The sequence below is a fragment of the Chloracidobacterium sp. genome (assembly GCA_016711345.1).
In the GTDB taxonomy this organism is placed as follows: Bacteria; Acidobacteriota; Blastocatellia; order Pyrinomonadales; family Pyrinomonadaceae; genus OLB17.
Genome location: JADJTD010000001.1, coordinates 3833197 through 3852560 on the forward strand (window position 1 = coordinate 3833197; position 19364 = coordinate 3852560).

The window sequence follows — 19364 nt, forward strand, 5'->3', positions numbered from 1 at the left end:
TCGTTATTACTCTGCGATCATATTCATATTCACCATTTGGTTCGTCACGCTGATGGTCATAGGCGTAAATTTGTAACGTTGTCCATCAATACTCACGGTATATGTTTGGCCAACTTGAAGGCCTCCAAAACGGTAATTTCCAAACGAGTTTGAAACCACGTTGCGGGTTCGTCCAACAAGGTCGGTTAATGTTACTCGGGTATTGGGAATGCCCTGACCCATTGACGACATTACTTGTCCGCTGATCTCAGCCGAGTTCGGTCCAGCTGTGGAAAGCTCAACGAATCCGTCAGCCACAGTTGCCTTTGGATCGCCATCATTGAACATAAGAGTTTCCCACGTCAGCGGCGATCTAGTGCCCGGAGCTCCAACTGCAGTAAATTTAAGGTTCAAGAGAACACCATTTTCACTAACCGGCGTTAATCCGTAAACTGCGATCCTCAGAAGTCCTGGTTCGCTGCCATTGCTAACAGCTGTAAGACTTCCACTAACTGTACCCGCCAAATCGACTGGATTTGATTGCGGCTGGATCACGGCAGGATCATATCGCAGGTTGAGTTGATAAGCGATAACTCCCTTATTCTTAATTCCTTGTACGCTGACCGGAATAATCACCTCATCGTCGGCCGGGGTAACCAGACTCGGCAAAGCAACCGCGGCGGTTCTTTCCGGCCCTATGGCAGAACGTCCGCCAGCACCGCTATTCCAGTCTCCCGAAACCTCACCCATAAGAAGAGCCGAATAATCTTCACCTGTGATATCGGAAGTAACAGATGGATAGGTCCTGTTCGCCGGACTGAATATCCAGTTACCTGTTGAACCGGTAGGCGGCAGTAAGACCACATAGTTTGCTATCAGCCCCGCATCAAACGAAGTGATGGTTCCATTGCCGCTAACGTCGGCTACGATCAATTGATTACCACTCAACTGCGGAAGAGGCGGCCCAGCGACGTCTTGAGCAATCAATGCAGCATCAAATATATTTAAGTGACCATTCTGTTCTCCGATCTTGGACGGCGTAACGGTGTAGGCCCCTGCACCAAACCCAGTAAGCGAATAGGTACCAAGAGCGTTAGTCGTATCAAAGACCGATGGTGATCCGACGCCACTCATGAGTACGTTCGGAACAAAACGTGTCGCCGGAGCCCCGATCGAATTTCCGTAAGTAACTGTTCCCGAGATAACAACAGGAGCAGTTGGTGTCGCTGTCGGAGTAGAGGTCTCCGTAGCCGTTGCGGTCGGAGTAGAAGTCTCCGTAGCCGTTGCGGTCGGAGTGAAGGTTTCCGTAGCAGTAGCTGTCGGAGTAGAAGTCTCCGTAGCCGTTGCGGTCGGAGTAGAAGTCTCCGTAGCAGTAGCTGTCGGAGTAGAAGTCTCCGTAGCCGTTGCTGTCGGAGTGAAGGTTTCCGTAGCTGTTGCTGTCGGAGTAAATGTCTCTGTAGCTGTTGCTGTCGGAGTGAAGGTTTCCGTAGCTGTAGCCGTCGGGGTAGATGTTTCCGTAGCTGTTGCTGTCGGAGTAGATGTTTCCGTAGCTGTTGCCGTCGGAGTGAAGGTTTCCGTAGCTGTTGCCGTCGGAGTGAAGGTTTCCGTAGCTGTAGCCGTCGGGGTAGATGTTTCCGTAGCTGTTGCTGTCGGAGTAGATGTTTCCGTAGCTGTTGCCGTCGGAGTGAAGGTTTCCGTAGCTGTAGCTGTCGGAGTAAATGTTTCCGTAGCTGTTGCCGTCGGAGTGTAGGTTTCCGTAGCTGTTGCTGTCGGCGTAGAAGTCTCCGTAGCCGTTGCGGTCGGAGTAGAAGTCTCCGTAGCTGTTGCTGTCGGAGTGAAGGTTTCCGTAGCTGTTGCTGTCGGCGTAGAAGTCTCCGTAGCCGTTGCGGTCGGAGTAGAAGTCTCCGTAGCTGTTGCTGTCGGAGTGAAGGTTTCCGTAGCAGTAGCTGTCGGAGTAGAAGTCTCCGTAGCCGTTGCGGTCGGCGTATCAGTTGGAGTATCCGTCGGTGTCGGAGTGAATGTCTCCGTAGCTGTCGCCGTTGGCGTATCCGTCGGAGTGTCCGTTGGCGTTGCCGCAGGGATGGTGACACTTCCGTTTGTCGTCACCGCTGCCGGAACACCCTCGTTGAACTGGAACGCTGGATGGAAGAGCGTGCTAGGATCTGTATAATCCTCAAAGGTTAAATTAGTCGATTGTCCGGGTGCCCCGACAACGTTGAACTTCAAATTCAGCAGCGTTCCCGATCCAGTTAACGATGTTGCCTGGAATGCACCTATTATGAGGTGTCCCGCATTAAAGGTGTTCTGAGAAACCAGCATTCCACTGCTCAGCGTTCCAGCAGTATCAAATGCGACCACATCAGGCTGCACGACCGTTGGGTCAAAAGTGATCTGGAAATCATAGGATCTTACATCAAGTCCCGTTAGATCACCAACAGTTATCGTAATTGTAATTGCACCCGGAGTTGAAACAACGTCGGGCAGCGAAACGATCACGCCCGCAGGAGTGCTTGTCGCAGTTGCAGTTGCAGTCGCAGTATCGGTAGCCGTAGATGTTGGAGTATCCGTCGGCGTATCTGTAGGCGTCGGGGTAAACGTTTCCGTCGCGGTTGCCGTTGGGGTGTCAGTCGGAGTATCCGTCGGTGTAGGCGTAAATGTTTCCGTCGCGGTTGCCGTTGGCGTGTCAGTCGGAGTATCCGTCGGTGTAGGCGTAAATGTTTCCGTCGCGGTTGCCGTTGGCGTGTCAGTCGGAGTATCCGTCGGTGTAGGCGTAAATGTTTCCGTCGCGGTTGCCGTAGGTGTATCCGTAGGCGTAAATGTTTCTGTCGCTGTAGCCGTTGGCGTATCAGTCGGAGTAAAGGTTTCCGTCGCGGTTGCTGTTGGCGTATCAGTCGGAGTGTCCGTAGGCGTCGGAGTAAATGTCTCCGTCGCGGTTGCCGTTGGCGTTGGCGTGTCAGTCGGAGTATCCGTCGGTGTAGGCGTAAATGTTTCCGTCGCGGTTGCCGTAGGTGTATCCGTAGGCGTAAATGTTTCTGTCGCTGTAGCCGTTGGCGTATCAGTCGGAGTAAAGGTTTCCGTCGCGGTTGCTGTTGGCGTATCAGTCGGAGTGTCCGTAGGCGTCGGAGTAAATGTCTCCGTCGCGGTTGCCGTTGGCGTGTCAGTCGGCGTATCCGTCGGCGTTGGCGTAAATGTTTCCGTAGCCGTTGCCGTTGGTGTATCTGTCGGAGTGTCTGTCGGCGTCGGAGTAAACGTCTCTGTCGCCGTTGCCGTAGGCGTATCCGTTGGTGTATCCGTCGGCGTTGGCGTAAATGTTTCCGTAGCCGTTGCCGTTGGTGTATCTGTCGGAGTGTCTGTCGGCGTCGGAGTAAACGTCCCTGTCGCCGTTGCCGTAGGCGTATCCGTTGGTGTATCCGTCGGGGTCGGAGTAAATGTTTCCGTAGCCGTTGCCGTTGGTGTATCAGTTGGAGTGTCAGTCGGCGTTGGAGTAAATGTTTCTGTAGCCGTTGCGGTCGGAGTGTCCGTCGGAGTATTGGTAGGCGTTGCAGCCGGAATTGTTACACTTCCATTTACTGTAACCGAAGCAGGATCGCCTTCATTGAATCGGAATCCAAAGTGAAAACCCGAGCCAGGATCAGTGTAATTCTCAAAGGCCAGTGCCGTTGATGCTCCCGGAGTTCCCACCACGTTGAATCTGAGATTCAGCAGTGTTCCTGAACCAGCCAAGGCAGATGTAGTGAATGCCGAAATTATCAAATGGCCGGGAAATGCAGAATTCGGAGTTATAGCCATTCCGCTACTCAATGTACCTCCTTGTGCGAAGGCAGGAGAAGCAGGCGTCACAACTGCTGGGTCGAATGTGACCTGAAGGTCATACGAGATCACTCCCAGACCTGTTAGGTCTCCCACAGAGATTGGAACCACAATTAAACCTGGCGTCTCCGTCAAATTCGGCATTGATACCGTTAACGGCGTATTTGTCGCCGTCGCAGAAGGAGTGTTAGTGGCCGTAGAGGTCTCCGTATTTGTAGCTGTTGCAGTCGGCGTAAAAGTCTCAGTTGCTGTCGCGGTTGGCGTATCGGTCGGCGTGTCCGTCGGAGTCGGAGTAAATGTCTCCGTCGCTGTAGCCGTTGGTGTATCTGTCGGAGTGTCAGTTGCAGTCGATGTAAATGTTTCCGTTGCAGTCGCAGTCGCAGTCGGCGTATCCGTAGGCGTAGGTGTAAACGTCTCAGTCGCTGTTGGAGCCGGAGTATCCGTTGGTGTGTTCGAAGGTGTACTTACGGGCGTATCCGTGGCGGTGGCGGTGGCGGTTGGTGTCGAGCAGACGCTGCCGATCACCAGCGAGAACGCACGAGCGGATCCCGTATCTCCGACAGCATTGTCACTTATGTTGATCGTCCAGTTTCCGTTTGGATCCTGACCATCAAACGCACCCATCAGATTATTTGGCGAGAATGTTCCTATGGGAAATGCCGCAGCCGAATTGGCTCCGCACTGAACTTCAACAGCCGGAAATCCACCATCGTCATCGAGTACGATCTGCGCAAGATTATTGCTGTTACAGCCAAATCCCGTACCGGTGAATCCGGGCCGATCAAATACCGTTACCGTTGTTCCGCCAGGTGACGTAACCCTCACAATGAGGTCGCCAACCCAGGAGTGGTTAATACCGGGCGTAGTAGATACGGGATCAGCGCTCTGAGTACCATCAAATCTGAAATTAACATCCGTTATACTTCCGACTCCGCTCACCGGAATAGTGAAATTAGTTCCGGCTGCCGTGTTATCAGCAATCGCAACTGCCGGCCCTGTATAGCCAAAAGTACCGCCGCCGCACGGCGTCGGGTCGGGCTCATTAACGGTAACCGTTGCATTGTCGAAAAATGCTGGTTGCGTGGCAGTTGTTCCACCTTGCCAGTATGCTCCCATCAAGCCCAAAACTATACCCGTGCTTGTGCTGTTTACGGCAGTTCCTTGAGATGTCAGAGTTCCGCTTGCCGGATTGGCAAATGCAGTTGCTCCGTCATTTCTCAAGAACATTTCCCAAGTATTGGTGGAAGGGAAATACGTTACCCTAACACTCAAATACTCAGCACCAAAGTCCGTCAGTCCCGCTGTATTTGAAGTGATAATACCGGTCAATGTGCCTTGAGGTCCGTTAACATAACGTACAAGCCTCAGAGGATCGGTTCCTCCTGCTCCTCCCAAAACAACCGCATAGCCGCTGCCGGAATCATTATCTGTATCAGACGTACCCGCCAGAATAAAAGCAGCACCATAATTCCCTGCTCCAAATCCACTCGGATTGGTTTGGATCTGTCTCATATTGAACGTCCATGTCACCAAACCTGTATTCGAACTAAGTGTGGTGTTATAGGGACTGTTAAATGAAGAAGTCGCTGTACTTGCTAACGCCCAACCATTTACATTTGCCGTTCCACCAATATCATTAGTGATTTCTAATTGAGTTGGACTTGTATTACGCCTCGAGCCCCAGTCAGCACCTGAGCGCAAAACGCTCCAGGCACTCGCTCCGATCGCTCCACTCGTGGTGTATGCAGCACTCGTATTTGTTCCGAAATCATCCGTGAAAACTGTTGTCGTGGCGTTAACTTCGAATGGAGCCATCGCCGAACCCGCAGTCTCGGAAGAGCCTGTGACATTCGCCATCGGATCAAAGCCAAAAAATTCTTTCATCGAATCTATGAATGCAAAGCCCGAGCCTTGCGAAGCATTGGCAGATACAGCGAAAAATAGTCCAACAGCAAAAGTGAGAATAGCATTGCGGACAAAATTGGAGTGCGACAGGGCAGTGCGTTTTAACATAATTAGAGGGCAGGGCTGATGAGGCCCGTCAATTTCGAGTGAAAAAAACTGGATTATTGTTTACACGGGTAAGGAAGGCCCGTGCGGCTTGAGAATTAAGCCTCTTTTGAGGTTACGGGATTTTCTCACCTGATGTCAATAAAAAAATACTGTTGGAGGAATATGAAAAAAAAATAGCAGCCAAAGGGCTGCTATTTTTAGGCTAAGGATGACAGGCCTCGACATTATTTCTGACCTCCGGGGGCCAATGTTGCCGGAGTGGGTTGCCGATCGGGAATGATCGTCGTCAACGCTTGCGGGATCTGGTTGCTTAAAATGTCGCCCTGATTTTCAATGATCTGATCTATAAGCTCAAATTTCTCTTTATCAAAGTCTTTTGAGATCAAAACGCCATCCTTGTCGATTGTCATCGGATATATGCCGAATAGTTCATTTTTAAAATTCTGAAAGAACGAAGGCTGGGCGCACGGCGTGACATTCAGCCTTTCCGAGTTTGTTTCCGGAACAGTCGCCCCGATCAATTTCAACTGTTCTGTCGATCGTTCTAAATAATCGCTGTTCGGATAATCGCTGACTATTCTCTGATAATACTTAGCCGCCTGATCGGTCTCTTCCTCGATCTGGTATGTAACGGCTAATTTATAGAGGGTCTCGTCCTGAAAACAGAAATTTGGATATTTGTCTATGATTTCGCGGTAACGCGACTGAGCACCTTTCAGCCCTCCTTTTTTCTGTTCGATTGACAGGGTGTAATAATAATTTGCTATCAGCAGGTTGTGCAGCCCAAGATTATCTTGAACTTGACGCAGACGCTGTTCAGCTTCCGGCTTAAGAAATGAATTTGGATATTGCTGAAGAAGAGCCTTTAACCTTGTTTCGGCACGCTTTGCTCTCGTCGCGTCACGATCCGGCAAACCTATCTGCCTCATTTCTGATTCAGCTATTTTCAAAACGACTCTGTCCGCAAGAGGATGCGTCGGAAAAAATGTCAGCCAATCCTGATATGCTGCGACAGCCTGAATAAGCGCACTTGTTGAACCTTCAAGAAAGAAGGAGTCACCTACAGCAAGCTTCGACATCGGCAGGTACGGTGAGTCAGGATAGGTCGTGATGATCGTCTGGAAAAGAAGCCGCCCGACGTCATAGCTTTTTTTACGCACTTCACGAGTAGCAACAATAAAAAGCTCGCGATCACGGCCCGGCGACACACTTCCTATGAGATCCTCATATTCATCCGAATCGCCACTACCAAAAATACCTAAGAATTTCCCTTTCTTCTTTTTATCCCTCGGCTTTCCTACATTGGAGGTTGGCAGCGCTCGTGTTGTCGCTGTCTCTAATTGAGCCGCCTCTACTCTTATCTGCAGTTCGGCTACAGACTGTTCGATCGAATCGACCTCACTATTTTCAACTTTTTCACCACGATCGACCTTACCTTTGAGCGAATTTACGTCAGACTGTAGCCGGGCAGCGTCTTTTTCGAGAGCGATCAGACGGTTTAATGGAGTGTCAGGTTTTTCCTTTTCGTCTTTCTTTGACTTGTCGGCTTTATTCTCATCCTTTAATACCGAAACAAGACTATTCAGTGAACGGCGCATAATCGTAAGCTTCTGCCCCATTACGTCGAGACGCTGTGAAGCTGTTCCATCACCTGGTTTGGCTTGCCCAAGTCCCGTTGCAACTAGACCGATCATCACCAATACCGAAAGAAAAACGATCTTTTTTGTAAGAAAAAACATAATAGTTTCTGATGTATTTGGATTTAAACCCACACGGTTCCCTTTTCGATAAGCTTGGTAACGGCCGCCGCGGGATCGCCCTGAGAAAATACCGCCGAACCTGCGACCACGATATTTGCACCCGCAGCGGCGATTTCGCTAATGTTTGATGCATCAATCCCGCCGTCGATCTCGATCTCGGTCAAAAGCCCGCGAGCATCGATCATTTCCTTTAGCCGCCTCAGCTTATCCAGCATCGTCGGTATAAATTTCTGACCGCCAAAGCCCGGATTCACCGACATCAATAAAACAAAGTCCGCATAAGGCAATGCTTCCGTTAAACATTCGATCGGCGTAGCCGGATTTATAGCAATTCCCGCCTTTGCACCGGCATTCTTAATCGCGGTCAGTGTCCGCTGAAGATGAACGTCCGCCTCAACGTGAACGGAGACCATATCTGCCCCTGCTGTGACGAATTCGACAGCATAACGTCCGGGCTCCTCGATCATCAGGTGCGCGTCGATAGTCATATCCGTTGCCTTCCGGATCGATTTAACGACCGGAAGTCCGATAGTGATATTCGGCACAAAATGGCCATCCATCACATCGACGTGCAGTATATTTGCACCGCCTGATCTGACCGAAGCGATCGCCTCTCCAAGCTTTGTAAAATCTGCCGAAAGTATCGACGGAGCTATTTCAAACATTCGTCCTTTACTCTTCTATTTTGTTGCACAAAACGTCTTTTCCGTTGCTCAAGTGCCTATGGTCGCTGTGGTTTAGGCCGAATCTCACCGGACGGCTTCGGCCCGGAAGTCGGCTGTCCCTTTTTGTCGGGAGTCTGAGCATTCTTATTAGATTTCTCACTGGAATTATTGTTTGACCCAGTTTCTTTTTTATTCGAATTTGAGGACTGCGAATTTGAATCAGAATTGGAGTTAGAGTTCGTATCCGTATTATTTCCCGTCACATCGCGCGTAGTGTCGGCTTTTTTCCGTGATGAATTTGAATTGGATTTGGACTTTTTCGGTTTGTCGTCGATCATCTCCTCTATCTTTTCCGAATCGTCCTCTTCCGGTAACTTCTTAAGCGTGTTTTTGTCGCCGTTTTCGCCTTCACCTTTGCTGGTAACTACGAGTATCATCTGCCCGGTCTTTACAGTCTCTCCAGGTTTTGGTAATTGCTCAATGACCGTGTTGATCGCTTCCGGGCTATTGCGATCTGCCCGCTTTTTGATCTTTAAACCGAGAGCAGCGAGTTCCCTTTCACTATCAGAAAAGACCTTGCCCGTTATCTCCGGCACCTGAACTTCGGATCCCTGGAGCGACATATAGACAACAGTTGCGAGCCCAAAAAGGAATGCGACCGCAAGCAGACCCATCGCCGCCAAACGCCCTAAAACTGAGAATCCTGACTTAATTATGCTCACTTCTTAATCTCTCCGAAAATCAAAACGAAAGTCTATCACTTTTGTAATAAACAAGGAACTTTAACACAACCACTCCCCTAATTTTTACGAAACTCGGCAATGAAAAACCCGTCCATTCCGTCACGATGCGGAAACATGCGGGCAAACCCTTCATTCGTAAGAAAACGATCCGGCACGTCAGGTAGAGCTAATTGAAAATTGCTATTTTCATTCAAAAATCTACCGCAAACCATCTCGTTTTCTTCCTTCTCAAGCGAGCATGTCGAATAGATCATCCATCCGCCTGATTTTACGAGTTTTGATGCGTTTTCCAATATTGCGAGTTGTTTATTAGATAGTTCAGTAATGTCGTCGGGGTTGATAAAGTACCGAAGTTCCGGATTATGACGAATCGTGCCAGTCCCTGAGCAAGGAGCATCAATCAAAATTGCATCAAAACTGTTGTCTGCAAATGGCAGTACCTTTTCAGCGTCACATTGAACGACAGGAATGTCGCCAACGCCCTGTCGCCGGCAATTGTCGCGTAATCCAACTACTCGCTGCCAATACAGATCACCGGCAACCGCAATGCCGACACTCGGAGCATGTCGATTCGCAATAAGCCCCGTCTTGCCTCCTGGAGCAGCGCACACATCCAGAAAATTGCCGCCAGCCGGAACTTTGACCGACCAGCCGATCATCTGCGACCCTTCATCCTGAAAATAGATTTCATGCTTCTCAGCAGCAGCAATCAAATTGCTGTCGATCCTATCCGTCAAATAGCATCCTTCGACAAATTCGGACCTCCGAGAATTAAACGTGTCTGATCTTGTCTCACCGAGCAAACGAAACGCATGTCCACCGGCTTGATTGTTAGCTGACGCCAATTGTTCCGCTTGTTCAAAGCCGAACTCATCAATCCATTTCTCGATCAGCCAACGTGGGTGCGAAGTTTCGATACTCAAACGCTCCACCTCGTCTTTGAATACGAGTTCCGGTCTTTCTTTCGTCACTCGCCGAAGGATCGCATTTACAAAACCTTTCGCCGATGTTTTCTTTGCAATTTGAACAAGATTTACGCTTTCGTCCACTGCAGAATAGGCGGGAATCTTGTCGAGAAACAGCAGCTGATATACGCCAAGCCGAAGAGCAACCCGCACAGCATTATCCAGTTTCTTACCTTTCGAACAATGGTCGATCACGCGGTCGAGATACATCTGACGACGCAACGTGCCAAGCGTTAATTCATGACACAATGCACGATCAGGAGCTGACAATTCAGCTTCATAGGCAGGCAATAGAACAGACGAAAACGATCTTTCGGTCTCTATTCGCAAAAGAACATTGAATGCGGCAAGGCGAGCCGGTGAGACCTTCATTCCTTGACCTTGTAAGGCGGCTTTTTCGCATTAGCATGCCGCTGTGAATAGTCGGACCCAATTCCCTTTTGAAGATGTTTATTTACTGTCACTCGTTCATCAAAGACAAAACACTCTCCGTCCCACAGCATTTCCTCGACAGGCGTTTCTTCGAAATATTTCAAAATTCCGCCTTCCAATTGAAAGACTTCCTTAAAGCCGATCTGCTTAAGATACGGAGCAAACTTCTCACACCTTATGCCGCCGGTGCAGAACATTGCGACTCGCTGATGCTTTTCTAGATCAAGATTCTCCGCAACAAACTCCGGCAGATCACTGAATTTAATTGTATTGGGATTGATCGCCCCTTTGAATGTTCCTGTTTTGTACTCATAGTCGTTTCGCGTGTCGAGAACAACTGTATTCGGATCGGAGATCAACCGATTCCACTCATCCGACTTCACATGAGTACCTTGACCGAGCGACATATCCACCGATTTCTTTAAGGTAACGATCTCGGGCTTGATCTTAACGTCGATCTTTCGAAAAGGTGCGTCACTGAAAAACGACGATTTGACAATAAGTTTTGTATCTAAGATATCTTCTGCTCTTTTTATAAAAACCGAGATCTGGCTCATATCACCGCAAACCATTCCGTTAAAGCCTTCATTTGCAAGAATGATCGTTCCGCGAACTTCGACCTCCAGCAACAACGCCTTCAAACGCTCCTTGATCTGACCGAGAGCGGCAACGCCACTCAGATCCTTGAATTCGTAGAAAGCAATTATTTGAAACTGAGTTTCACTCTCCATAAGATGCTCGACCTAAAATCTCGCCTTTACGTAATTTTACACCATTAAGAAAATCGCGCGTCGGCAACCGCCGTTTACCCTCTAGCTGTAATTCCTCGACCAACAAACTCGAACCATTGCCGCAGCCGATCACGAGTTGACCATCCACTTTAATAACTTCGCCCTCAGCGAAGTGGCCTTCGTTTTCCATTGCGTAGACATGCGCTCGCCAAAGCGTCAAACGCAATTGCTGAAAATGTGTGAACGCACTCGGAAATGGTTGAAAACCGCGAATGCGATCTGCTATCTCCCGTGCACTTAGTCGCCAATCGATCTGTCCATCTTCCCTTTTCATTAAGGGCGCAAAAGTCGCCTGCGATTCATCCTGTGCGACCGGCGTCAACGTTGCCAAATTCGTAAGCGTTCCCGACAGCAATTCCGCTCCTGAGATCGACAGTCTTTCCATTAACTCTACAGCAGTCTCGTCATTGCCAATGTTCGTTGAGTTTTGCTGCAGAATATCCCCGGTGTCCAGTCCCTCGTCCATCCGCATCGTCGTTACGCCGGTATTCTTTTCGCCATTAACGATCGCCCAATTAACCGGAGCAGCACCACGATATTTCGGTAAGAGCGAAAAATGCACATTGATCGCTCCGTTTGGATAAGCACTTAAATAAGTTTCCGGTAAGATGCGGCCGTAAGCAACTACGACAGCCAAATCGGCGTTGTGAGATCGAAATGTTTCAAGAGTCTCCGGCGTTTTGATCTTCAGCGGCTGAAATACCGCTAGTCCTTTCTCAATCGCAAATTCCTTCACAGGCGAGAAAACGATCTTATTTCCGCGCCCCGAAGGCCTGTCAGGCTGTGTATAAACTGCCACGACCTCATGCCCGTCCAGCAATATCTTTTCCAGCGACGGCACAGCCGCTTTTGGCGTTCCCATGAATACAATCTTCATTCTATTTACAAATAAAAAAATGCTAACCCTAATCAGAAGTTAACATTTTCTTCCATTGTTAATTGTGAATTGCAAAATTGTTAATTGGATATTTAAAGCCGATTAACAATAAACAATTTACAATTGACAGTCTATATTTTCTGAGCGATGGACTTACCCTGCATGAATTGCAGCAGATATTCCCGTCCGCCTGCCTTCGAATCCGTTCCGCTCATATTAAACCCACCGAATGGGTGGACGCCGACCAAAGCTCCGGTACATTTGCGGTTCAGATAAAGATTACCGACATGAAACTCACGGCATGCGCGGTCGAGCCTTTCCTGTGATGCAGAATACAACGCCCCGGTCAATCCGAACTCGGTATCATTCGCGATCTCAAGCGCGTGATCGAAATCTCGTGCCTTTATAACTGCAAGTACAGGAGCAAAAATTTCTTCCTGTTCGATCGTCGCCCCAGGAGCAACGTTGTCAATAATAGTCGGCTCGATATAAAAGCCTTTTGAATCGTCGCCACTGCCGCCGGTCAAAACTTTGCCGCCTTCGTCAATACCTTTCTTAATATATCCGAGCGTTGTGTCGAACGAGCGTCTATTGATAACAGCCGAGACATTTGTGTCTCCTTCAGTCGGCAGGCCTATCTTGAGATCTTTGGTTAGAGCAACGATCTTTTCCATCAGTTCATCGTGAACTTTTTCGTCAACGATCAACCGCGAGCACGCCGAACACTTCTGACCCTGAAACCCAAACGCAGCCGCGACAACACCGCTTGCAACCGCGTCAAGATCCGCAGCATCATCGGCGACAACGATCGCGTCTTTGCCACCCATTTCGGCGACAACGCGTTTGATCCAAATTTGTCCCGGTCGCGCTTTTGCAGCCTCTTCATTGATATGTAGACCCACGCCTTTTGAACCGGTAAACGAAATGAAACGCGTTTTCGGATGAGTGACCATCGCTTCGCCCGTCTTCGCACTACCACTTATAAAATTCACAACGCCTTTTGGAAGCCCAGCTTCCTCGACGATCTCCATAAACTTCGCAGCAATGGTTGGCGAATCAGACGAAGGTTTAAGAACAACGGTGTTTCCTGAAACTACGGCAGCCATCGTCATTCCAGCCATGATCGCGAGCGGGAAATTCCACGGAGGAATCACCGCACCGACACCCAGCGGAATATACTCAAATCTGTTCTTCTCGCCCGGATAAGGCGTAACCGGCTGTTCCTTGGCCCAACGAAGCATCTCACGGCCGTAAAACTCGCAAAAATCTATTGCTTCAGCCGTGTCGCCATCAGCCTCAGCCCAGGTCTTAGAAACTTCAAACACCATCCAAGCCGAAAGCTCGTGTTTGCGCTCCCGCATAATGTCCGCAACCTTAAAAAGATAATCCGCCCGCGTCTCCGCAGGCACATTTCGCCATGAAGCAAATGCTTTTGTCGCAGCAGTGATCGCCTTTTCTACAAGATCAGTATTCGTATCGCCTTCGGAGAAAACTCCAACAATCTCAGAAGTTTTGGATGGATTGATGCTCTGGAATTTTGATTCGAGCGAGATGTTTTCGCCGTCAATAATTATGGGATATTCGCGCCCGAGTTCGCCACGCACTTTTTCGATAGCCGCTTTCATCGCTTCCGCATTTTCCGGCGTCGAAAAATCTGTAAATGGTTCGTTTCTAAATTCGTCCAATGTTCTTTGTGTTTGCATATATTTATTAGAAAGTAAGTCCGTAATAAGCCGCCAAAGCATTGTTGCCGCGGCCGGAATTTCCAAAACTGTATCCTGTCAAAAGATATTGACGGCTGGTGATGTTGAAATTTACACCCGCCGAAGCATAGCCCAGCCTATTATTCCCCGAAAACCAGTCGGCCACAAAGCTGACTTTCTTATTTATCGGCTGTACAACTCCAACCATCGCTCCGGTGCGTGTGCCAAATTCCTTGGGCCCTCGAAAGACCGAATAAACGCCGCCGGTGGCAGTCATTCCGCCGAGCGAATTGATAGTCTTACGGGCGTTGCCATAAACCATCACCGAGGTTCTGTCACCTGCAACACTCTTTAACGGCACGAACAGAACAGTTCCCGCAGAAATGCTGAAGCCGTGCTTTTCGCTTTCGTAGATCTTGCGTTTAACGCTGAATTCCACTTGGCCGGTCGAGTTGTCTCCATTCCAAGTGTGGTAAAAATTTGAACCGATCTCGGTCTTGTGATTCAGCCCGTAAGCTACGCGGTAACCATAAGTCTGGTATCCACCTTCGCTGTAGCGAGTTGGCTTTGCGATAAAATCGCCTTCGAGATTCCATGAACCGCGCGCCAGCGTGTCGGCGGTCGGAATGTTGAATATTGTCGTCTGTGCAAATGCCACAGAAACCGCAGATGCGAAAAGAACAAAGACAAATGCTGCCCTGATAAAGAAATTGTCTATTTGCGACATAGTAATTAGCTCCGTTTTGGGCACTCTTACTAAAGATTCTATCCTGACAGCGTCTCGGGCAAGAGATTGCTGTCAGAAGTCTGTATTATTGGCTTTCAGACATATTTTAAAATAATTCCGAGAAAAAAGAAATGATTCTGGGCTACCGGTTTCCATTAGCCAAGCTTCTGTCTGCGCATCTCGCGTTGTTCCCACTCGTCAAGCAGTTCGGGAAAGACCGGTGGGCTTTCACTCTGCCATCCAACGACAAATCGAGGCTGCTGCGCGTCGCTTGCTCGTTTAACATAGCTAAGCAGCAGCACCCAGCCTTCGCTAAGGTATTTATTCAACTCTCCACTCGAACCCAGTTCTGCTGTCAATCTTGTATCTTGAATATCCACGTCTAATTCCATTTCCCCGTTTTCTGTAATCTTTTGATCTTTCGCTTAGCCATTTCCCGCTTGAGTGTTGTCATTCGATCCAAGAAAACGATGCCGTCGCAATGATCCGTCTCGTGCAGAATGCATCGTGCCGCGAGATTTGTCACATCCAGCTCAAATTCCTTACCCTTTACATTCCTTGCACGAGCAATAACACGCATTTCCCTTTTTACAGTTTGAAACAGTCCCGGAAACGAAAGACAGCCTTCGTCACCGACCTGTTCGCCCTCGACCCGAACTATTTCAGGATTAATAAGCACATGACGCTCATTATCACCATCCTCAACAGGCGTATCCATAACAAAAAGCCGCTTCGAAACACCAATCTGCGGAGCCGCAAGCCCAACGCCGCCCGCGTTTTCCATGGTCTCGAACATATCCGCGACAAGTGCTTCGAGTTCACCGTTGAACTCGTCTTCCCCGACCGGCTTCCCGACCGACAGCAATACCGGCTCAGGGTAGTGAACTATCGAAAGCAGTGACATTTAGAGTATTTTACTACAAACTTTGGAATTTTCGATAGGAAAAAATGCCAGGTCGGTATTAGTCGAGATTTTTTGTCTTTGGTTTAGTACTTAGAAGTGCTGTCGTATCTTCAACAACGCTTGGGGGAGGTTCGAAAGGTCTGTCTGTCAAAAGATTTGGCGTGTGATCGGGCAAAGCACTCAAATCGCGTGATGATGCGACTTTCTTCTGCTTTTCCTTTAAAGATTCACGCCAAACGACATAGGTAAGTGAAAGAGCGGCAAAAACGAGAAAGGCCATCAAAAAAATTCCGGCGATAGGCTGGCTTCCAGATAAGATCATTTTCGTTAAATAACGTAAATTAGAGCAACTACGGCCGCTCCGTCAACGACCCAAAACCCACCAAATGCCAATGCTCCAAACCTCTCAAGCGCCTTTTCCTGCCGATCCAAAGCATTGACGGCTCCACTCGGAAATTGCTCAAGCATTGATGAAGCCGTCTCTTCCAGGTTCATACCACACGAACGGCAAAATTTTTGATCGACAGCATTTTGGCCACCGCAGCTCGGACAAAACATCGCTGAAACACTCCCCTGCTAAATATACGGCGTTCGGCGAGTCTGGGTTCCTAATAAGCCCTTAATGAATCACGCCTCGGGTATTTTAGCCTTTTCCTGGTTCGCCCAGTCGCACAACGCCTTTGCCTCGGTATCCTTTAGAACCGCGTCCCTATGGATCCACAGATACGACGGCAGCGGCATCTGCTTTGATTCGACCATTTCACATAACTCTTCAAGCTTATGAGCTTTCTTTTTTGCCGCGTAAGTATTAAAAACGCTGAAATTTAAATGACGCTTACCGTCGTCGATATGACTCTTAAGAAACCAACCCGCAGGTTGAATATTTGCATACCACGGATAAACGGTCTTATTCGAATGGCAATCATTACACGAACGGCCCAATATCAGCTTGATGTCTGGCGGCACACTGACGGCCGCTTCGAGCGTTTCACTTGGATTGACCGGAAGTTCACTTTTGTCGATCCTGAAAAACTGTATGACCACCAACACTCCGACAATGATAATTGCCAATATTTTAATTACTTTTTTCATCTGCAATTCCACGTTTGTTGCGTCAATGAGATGCGCGAACAGTCACGCAACATTTATGTTATAATTTTCGTATCAATAGTCCAAGTCAGTTTGTCCGATAATATCGACCGAAGGCAAAACTAATGTTACGACGATGCGGACAGTAATATTGGATGATAAGTGGACAAATTAGTGAACTGAATATGGTGATTTTTTTTAAAATTGCGACTGAACGGAACGAATGCAATAAAGACAGTAAACACAACAGGTTACGCGTTCCACGACCGTTTCATGGTAGGAAGGGGTAGGAATTCTTACTACCGCGGTAGGAAGAAGTAGTATTTGTTCCAAGGTTAAGAGTGTAGACCGGTGAAATTTGGACGAAAAATATGCTCTACTTAAACTGCAATGTTTTGATTTGGAAAATATGCTGAGGCCGACAGTTATTGCCATTCCTTTTTTCGCGTTGATGATCGCTCTCGAAGCCTTTTGGTCTCACCGCAAAGGTTCGGACGAATACCGCGACAATAAAGACACGTGGGGCAATATTTTCATGGGCTTTATGAGCGTCGTTTGGGGAGCGTTGTTTGGCCTTGTAATTGGTTCAATTTATCTATTTTGCTATGAGATCTCTCCGTATAAATTCCCTGCCGAGGCATGGTGGACTTGGGTAATTTTATTCTTTGTCGATGACTTTGCGTATTACATTTTCCATCGCGTAAGCCACGAATCGCGGCTGTTTTGGAATTTCCACGTCGTCCATCATTCGAGCGAACACTACAATCTTAGTGTCGCCGTGAGACAGAGCTGGTTTTCGGGCATTCTGCATTGGATCTTTTATGCCCCGATCATGCTGCTCGGCTTTGCTCCGTGGATGTTTGCCGTGATGCACGGCTTCAATCTGATCTATCAATTTTGGATACACACAAAATTTATCAAAACACTCGGCCCACTTGAACATATCCTTAACACTCCGTCGCACCACAGAGTCCATCACGGCGTCAACAATCCGTATCTGGATAAAAATTATGCCGGTGTGCTTATAATTTGGGACAGGATTTTTGGTTCATTCGTCAGCGAGACCGAAGAACCGCGCTACGGTATCATTAAGCCGATCAATAGTTACAATCCGCTATGGATCAACACGCACGGCTGGTTTGAGATGTTTGAAGCGGTCAAGCGGCAGCAGACATTTGCATCAAAACTGCGATGCATCTTCGCATCGCCAAACATGGACATTGATCATCAATTATGAAAAATAAGCTAATCATCCTTTTGATCGCGATCGCAGTTTTTAGCATTCCGACGTTGGCTCAAGTGACGATCTCCGCTAAAAAAGTAACCTACAAACGGCCAAAACCGATCATGGACTTTAAGAAGAGTTTTACGATAACTTATCCCAAGATCAAGGCTGCCACGCCCGCTTTATCCAAAAAGATCGAAGCTGTTCTCAGCTATGAAAAGGCATTCGATTTTAAGCTCCGTGAGGAGATGAATGAAATTCAGTGGCTTGAGGAAGCAAATTATGACGTCAATTACAATGCGAACAAGATGCTCAGCATCTCGCTCACGATACAAGGCACTGGTGCTTATCCGTCAGGTTCGACAAAATACCTTGTCGTAAACACGTCGACCGGCACACGCATTCGCCCGATAGATGTTTTCATCAACACGAGCGGACTTCTCACGAAACTCGCAAAGATTAAAGATGACGAAGTTAAAAAGACGATAATGGAGCTTAAAAACGCTCCCGAAACAAAAGACGAAGATCTTTCGGGCATCTTTAACGATTCTGAAACCTACAGCAAGGTAAAGCTGGATGAATTTGAGATCGATGAGAACGGCGTGATCTTTCATCACGATTATGGGTTTCCGCATGTTGCTTTGGCACTACAGCCGACGGGCGAATTCTTTCTAACTTGGAAAGAGTTAAAACCATATATCAAGCCGGACGGTTTGCTTGGACAATTTGTTCGCTAATATACTTGAAGCCAATGAGTGAAAGAAAGATAAGAGTTTTGGTGGCAAAGCCCGGCCTCGACGGTCACGACCGCGGTGCGAAGGTAATAGCTCGTGCTTTGCGCGACGCCGGAATGGAAGTCATCTATACAGGTTTGCGTCAAACGCCCGAGATGATAGCATCCGCCGCGTTGCAGGAAGACGTTGATGCGGTCGGGATCTCAATCCTGAGCGGAGCTCACAACACGCTTTGCCCGCGCATCGTCGATCTTCTCCGTCAGAATGGAATGGACGACACTTTGGTGCTCGTCGGCGGCATCGTTCCACAAGAAGATATTGCGAAGCTCAAGGAAAACGGCGTTTCCGAAATATTTCTTCCCGGCACATCGACAGAAGACATCGTGACTTTTATTCGCAAGAACGTGCGGGCGCAATGATTTGTAGGGTAGATTACAGACATCTACCAGAACGGCGGTAACATCAAACTGTTTATAGTTTTTACAATGATCCTTTGGGGGAATAATTTATATGAGAAAATTTCAAACAGCTTTGTTATCAATTGGATTCACGTTCGCAGTCTACTGTGTGTTAGCCCCGGGCCAGGCGTCAGCTCAGGAATCCACGTTAGGAAAGGCTGGCGACGCCATAACTGATACAACAAAAAAGGTCGCGGACACCACCGTAGACACGACGAAAAAGGTGGCCGGTAAGACGGCAGACACCTCAAAAACGGTTTATAAAAGCGGCAAGAGCGTCGCCAAAACGACCTACCGCAAAGGCGCTGTCGTCGGTGGTCGGGTTTGGACCGGCACGAAATGGGTCGCCAGAAAATCATGGAATGGTGCAACTTGGGTTGCGGTCAAGACCAAAAACGGTACAAAATGGGTTTACCACAAGGCGACTGGAACAACCAAGCGTGCATTATAACGACAAAAATTCTAACATTAGGAAAAATAGGCAGTAAG

At 48.4% G+C, this 19364-nt stretch carries 18 protein-coding genes; 4 read left to right on the forward strand and 14 right to left on the reverse strand.

What is annotated here, in order from left to right:
- Window positions 1–6 precede the first annotated feature (6 nt).
- The 14 genes from IPL32_16175 to IPL32_16240 form a co-directional block, all read right to left on the reverse strand.
- The gene (locus IPL32_16175) at window positions 7–5802 is read right to left on the reverse strand and encodes a proprotein convertase P-domain-containing protein (GenBank protein MBK8467353.1); all 5796 of its coding nucleotides are present in this window, start codon (window positions 5800–5802) and stop codon (window positions 7–9) included.
- Between the two features lie 224 nt (window positions 5803–6026).
- A complete protein-coding gene (bamD, locus tag IPL32_16180) occupies window positions 6027–7541 on the reverse strand; it encodes an outer membrane protein assembly factor BamD (GenBank protein MBK8467354.1) in 1515 nt (504 codons plus the stop codon).
- Window positions 7542–7564: 23 nt separating this feature from the next.
- Window positions 7565–8227, reverse strand: coding sequence for a ribulose-phosphate 3-epimerase (gene rpe / locus IPL32_16185; protein MBK8467355.1), 663 nt, complete (start codon window positions 8225–8227; stop codon window positions 7565–7567).
- A gap of 56 nt (window positions 8228–8283) precedes the next feature.
- Complete coding sequence (locus IPL32_16190) at window positions 8284–8949, reverse strand: PASTA domain-containing protein (protein ID MBK8467356.1); 666 nt, start codon at window positions 8947–8949, stop codon at window positions 8284–8286.
- A gap of 77 nt (window positions 8950–9026) precedes the next feature.
- Complete coding sequence (gene rsmB / locus IPL32_16195) at window positions 9027–10307, reverse strand: 16S rRNA (cytosine(967)-C(5))-methyltransferase RsmB (GenBank protein MBK8467357.1); 1281 nt, start codon at window positions 10305–10307, stop codon at window positions 9027–9029.
- A complete protein-coding gene (locus IPL32_16200; GenBank protein MBK8467358.1) occupies window positions 10304–11098 on the reverse strand; it encodes a hypothetical protein in 795 nt (264 codons plus the stop codon). Before IPL32_16200 ends, rsmB begins: the two co-directional genes overlap by 4 nt.
- Window positions 11088–12035: a methionyl-tRNA formyltransferase gene (locus IPL32_16205; protein MBK8467359.1), complete on the reverse strand. Its 948-nt coding sequence runs from the start codon at window positions 12033–12035 to the stop codon at window positions 11088–11090. Before IPL32_16205 ends, IPL32_16200 begins: the two co-directional genes overlap by 11 nt.
- 131 nt (window positions 12036–12166) lie before the next feature.
- Entirely contained in the window at window positions 12167–13738 is a 1572-nt protein-coding gene (pruA, locus tag IPL32_16210; GenBank protein MBK8467360.1) for an L-glutamate gamma-semialdehyde dehydrogenase, read from the reverse strand.
- Between the two features lie 7 nt (window positions 13739–13745).
- On the reverse strand, window positions 13746–14465 hold the full coding sequence (locus tag IPL32_16215) for a hypothetical protein (protein MBK8467361.1): 720 nt from the start codon (window positions 14463–14465) through the stop codon (window positions 13746–13748).
- 155 nt (window positions 14466–14620) lie between these two features.
- Window positions 14621–14824 carry a hypothetical protein gene (locus IPL32_16220; GenBank protein ID MBK8467362.1) on the reverse strand — a complete coding sequence of 68 codons (204 nt, stop codon included), beginning with the start codon at window positions 14822–14824 and terminating at the stop codon, window positions 14621–14623.
- A 23-nt stretch (window positions 14825–14847) separates the two neighbouring features.
- Window positions 14848–15369: a peptide deformylase gene (gene def, locus IPL32_16225; protein ID MBK8467363.1), complete on the reverse strand. Its 522-nt coding sequence runs from the start codon at window positions 15367–15369 to the stop codon at window positions 14848–14850.
- 58 nt (window positions 15370–15427) lie between these two features.
- The gene (locus IPL32_16230) at window positions 15428–15691 is read right to left on the reverse strand and encodes a hypothetical protein (GenBank protein ID MBK8467364.1); all 264 of its coding nucleotides are present in this window, start codon (window positions 15689–15691) and stop codon (window positions 15428–15430) included.
- A 5-nt stretch (window positions 15692–15696) separates the two neighbouring features.
- Window positions 15697–15864: a hypothetical protein gene (locus IPL32_16235; protein MBK8467365.1), complete on the reverse strand. Its 168-nt coding sequence runs from the start codon at window positions 15862–15864 to the stop codon at window positions 15697–15699.
- Between the two features lie 132 nt (window positions 15865–15996).
- Entirely contained in the window at window positions 15997–16461 is a 465-nt protein-coding gene (locus tag IPL32_16240) for a heme-binding domain-containing protein (GenBank protein ID MBK8467366.1), read from the reverse strand.
- 406 nt (window positions 16462–16867) lie between these two features.
- Between IPL32_16240 and IPL32_16245 the strand changes: the two genes are divergently transcribed.
- The 4 genes from IPL32_16245 (at window position 16868) to IPL32_16260 (ending at window position 19326) form a co-directional block, all read left to right on the forward strand.
- A complete protein-coding gene (locus IPL32_16245) occupies window positions 16868–17695 on the forward strand; it encodes a sterol desaturase family protein (GenBank protein MBK8467367.1) in 828 nt (275 codons plus the stop codon).
- Window positions 17692–18420 carry a hypothetical protein gene (locus tag IPL32_16250; protein MBK8467368.1) on the forward strand — a complete coding sequence of 243 codons (729 nt, stop codon included), beginning with the start codon at window positions 17692–17694 and terminating at the stop codon, window positions 18418–18420. The genes IPL32_16245 and IPL32_16250 overlap by 4 nt, the downstream gene beginning before the upstream one ends.
- A gap of 14 nt (window positions 18421–18434) precedes the next feature.
- Window positions 18435–18836, forward strand: a complete 402-nt coding sequence (locus IPL32_16255) for a cobalamin B12-binding domain-containing protein (GenBank protein MBK8467369.1) — start codon at window positions 18435–18437, stop codon at window positions 18834–18836.
- Between the two features lie 91 nt (window positions 18837–18927).
- Window positions 18928–19326: a hypothetical protein gene (locus IPL32_16260; protein ID MBK8467370.1), complete on the forward strand. Its 399-nt coding sequence runs from the start codon at window positions 18928–18930 to the stop codon at window positions 19324–19326.
- The last annotated feature ends 38 nt before the right edge of the window (window positions 19327–19364 follow it).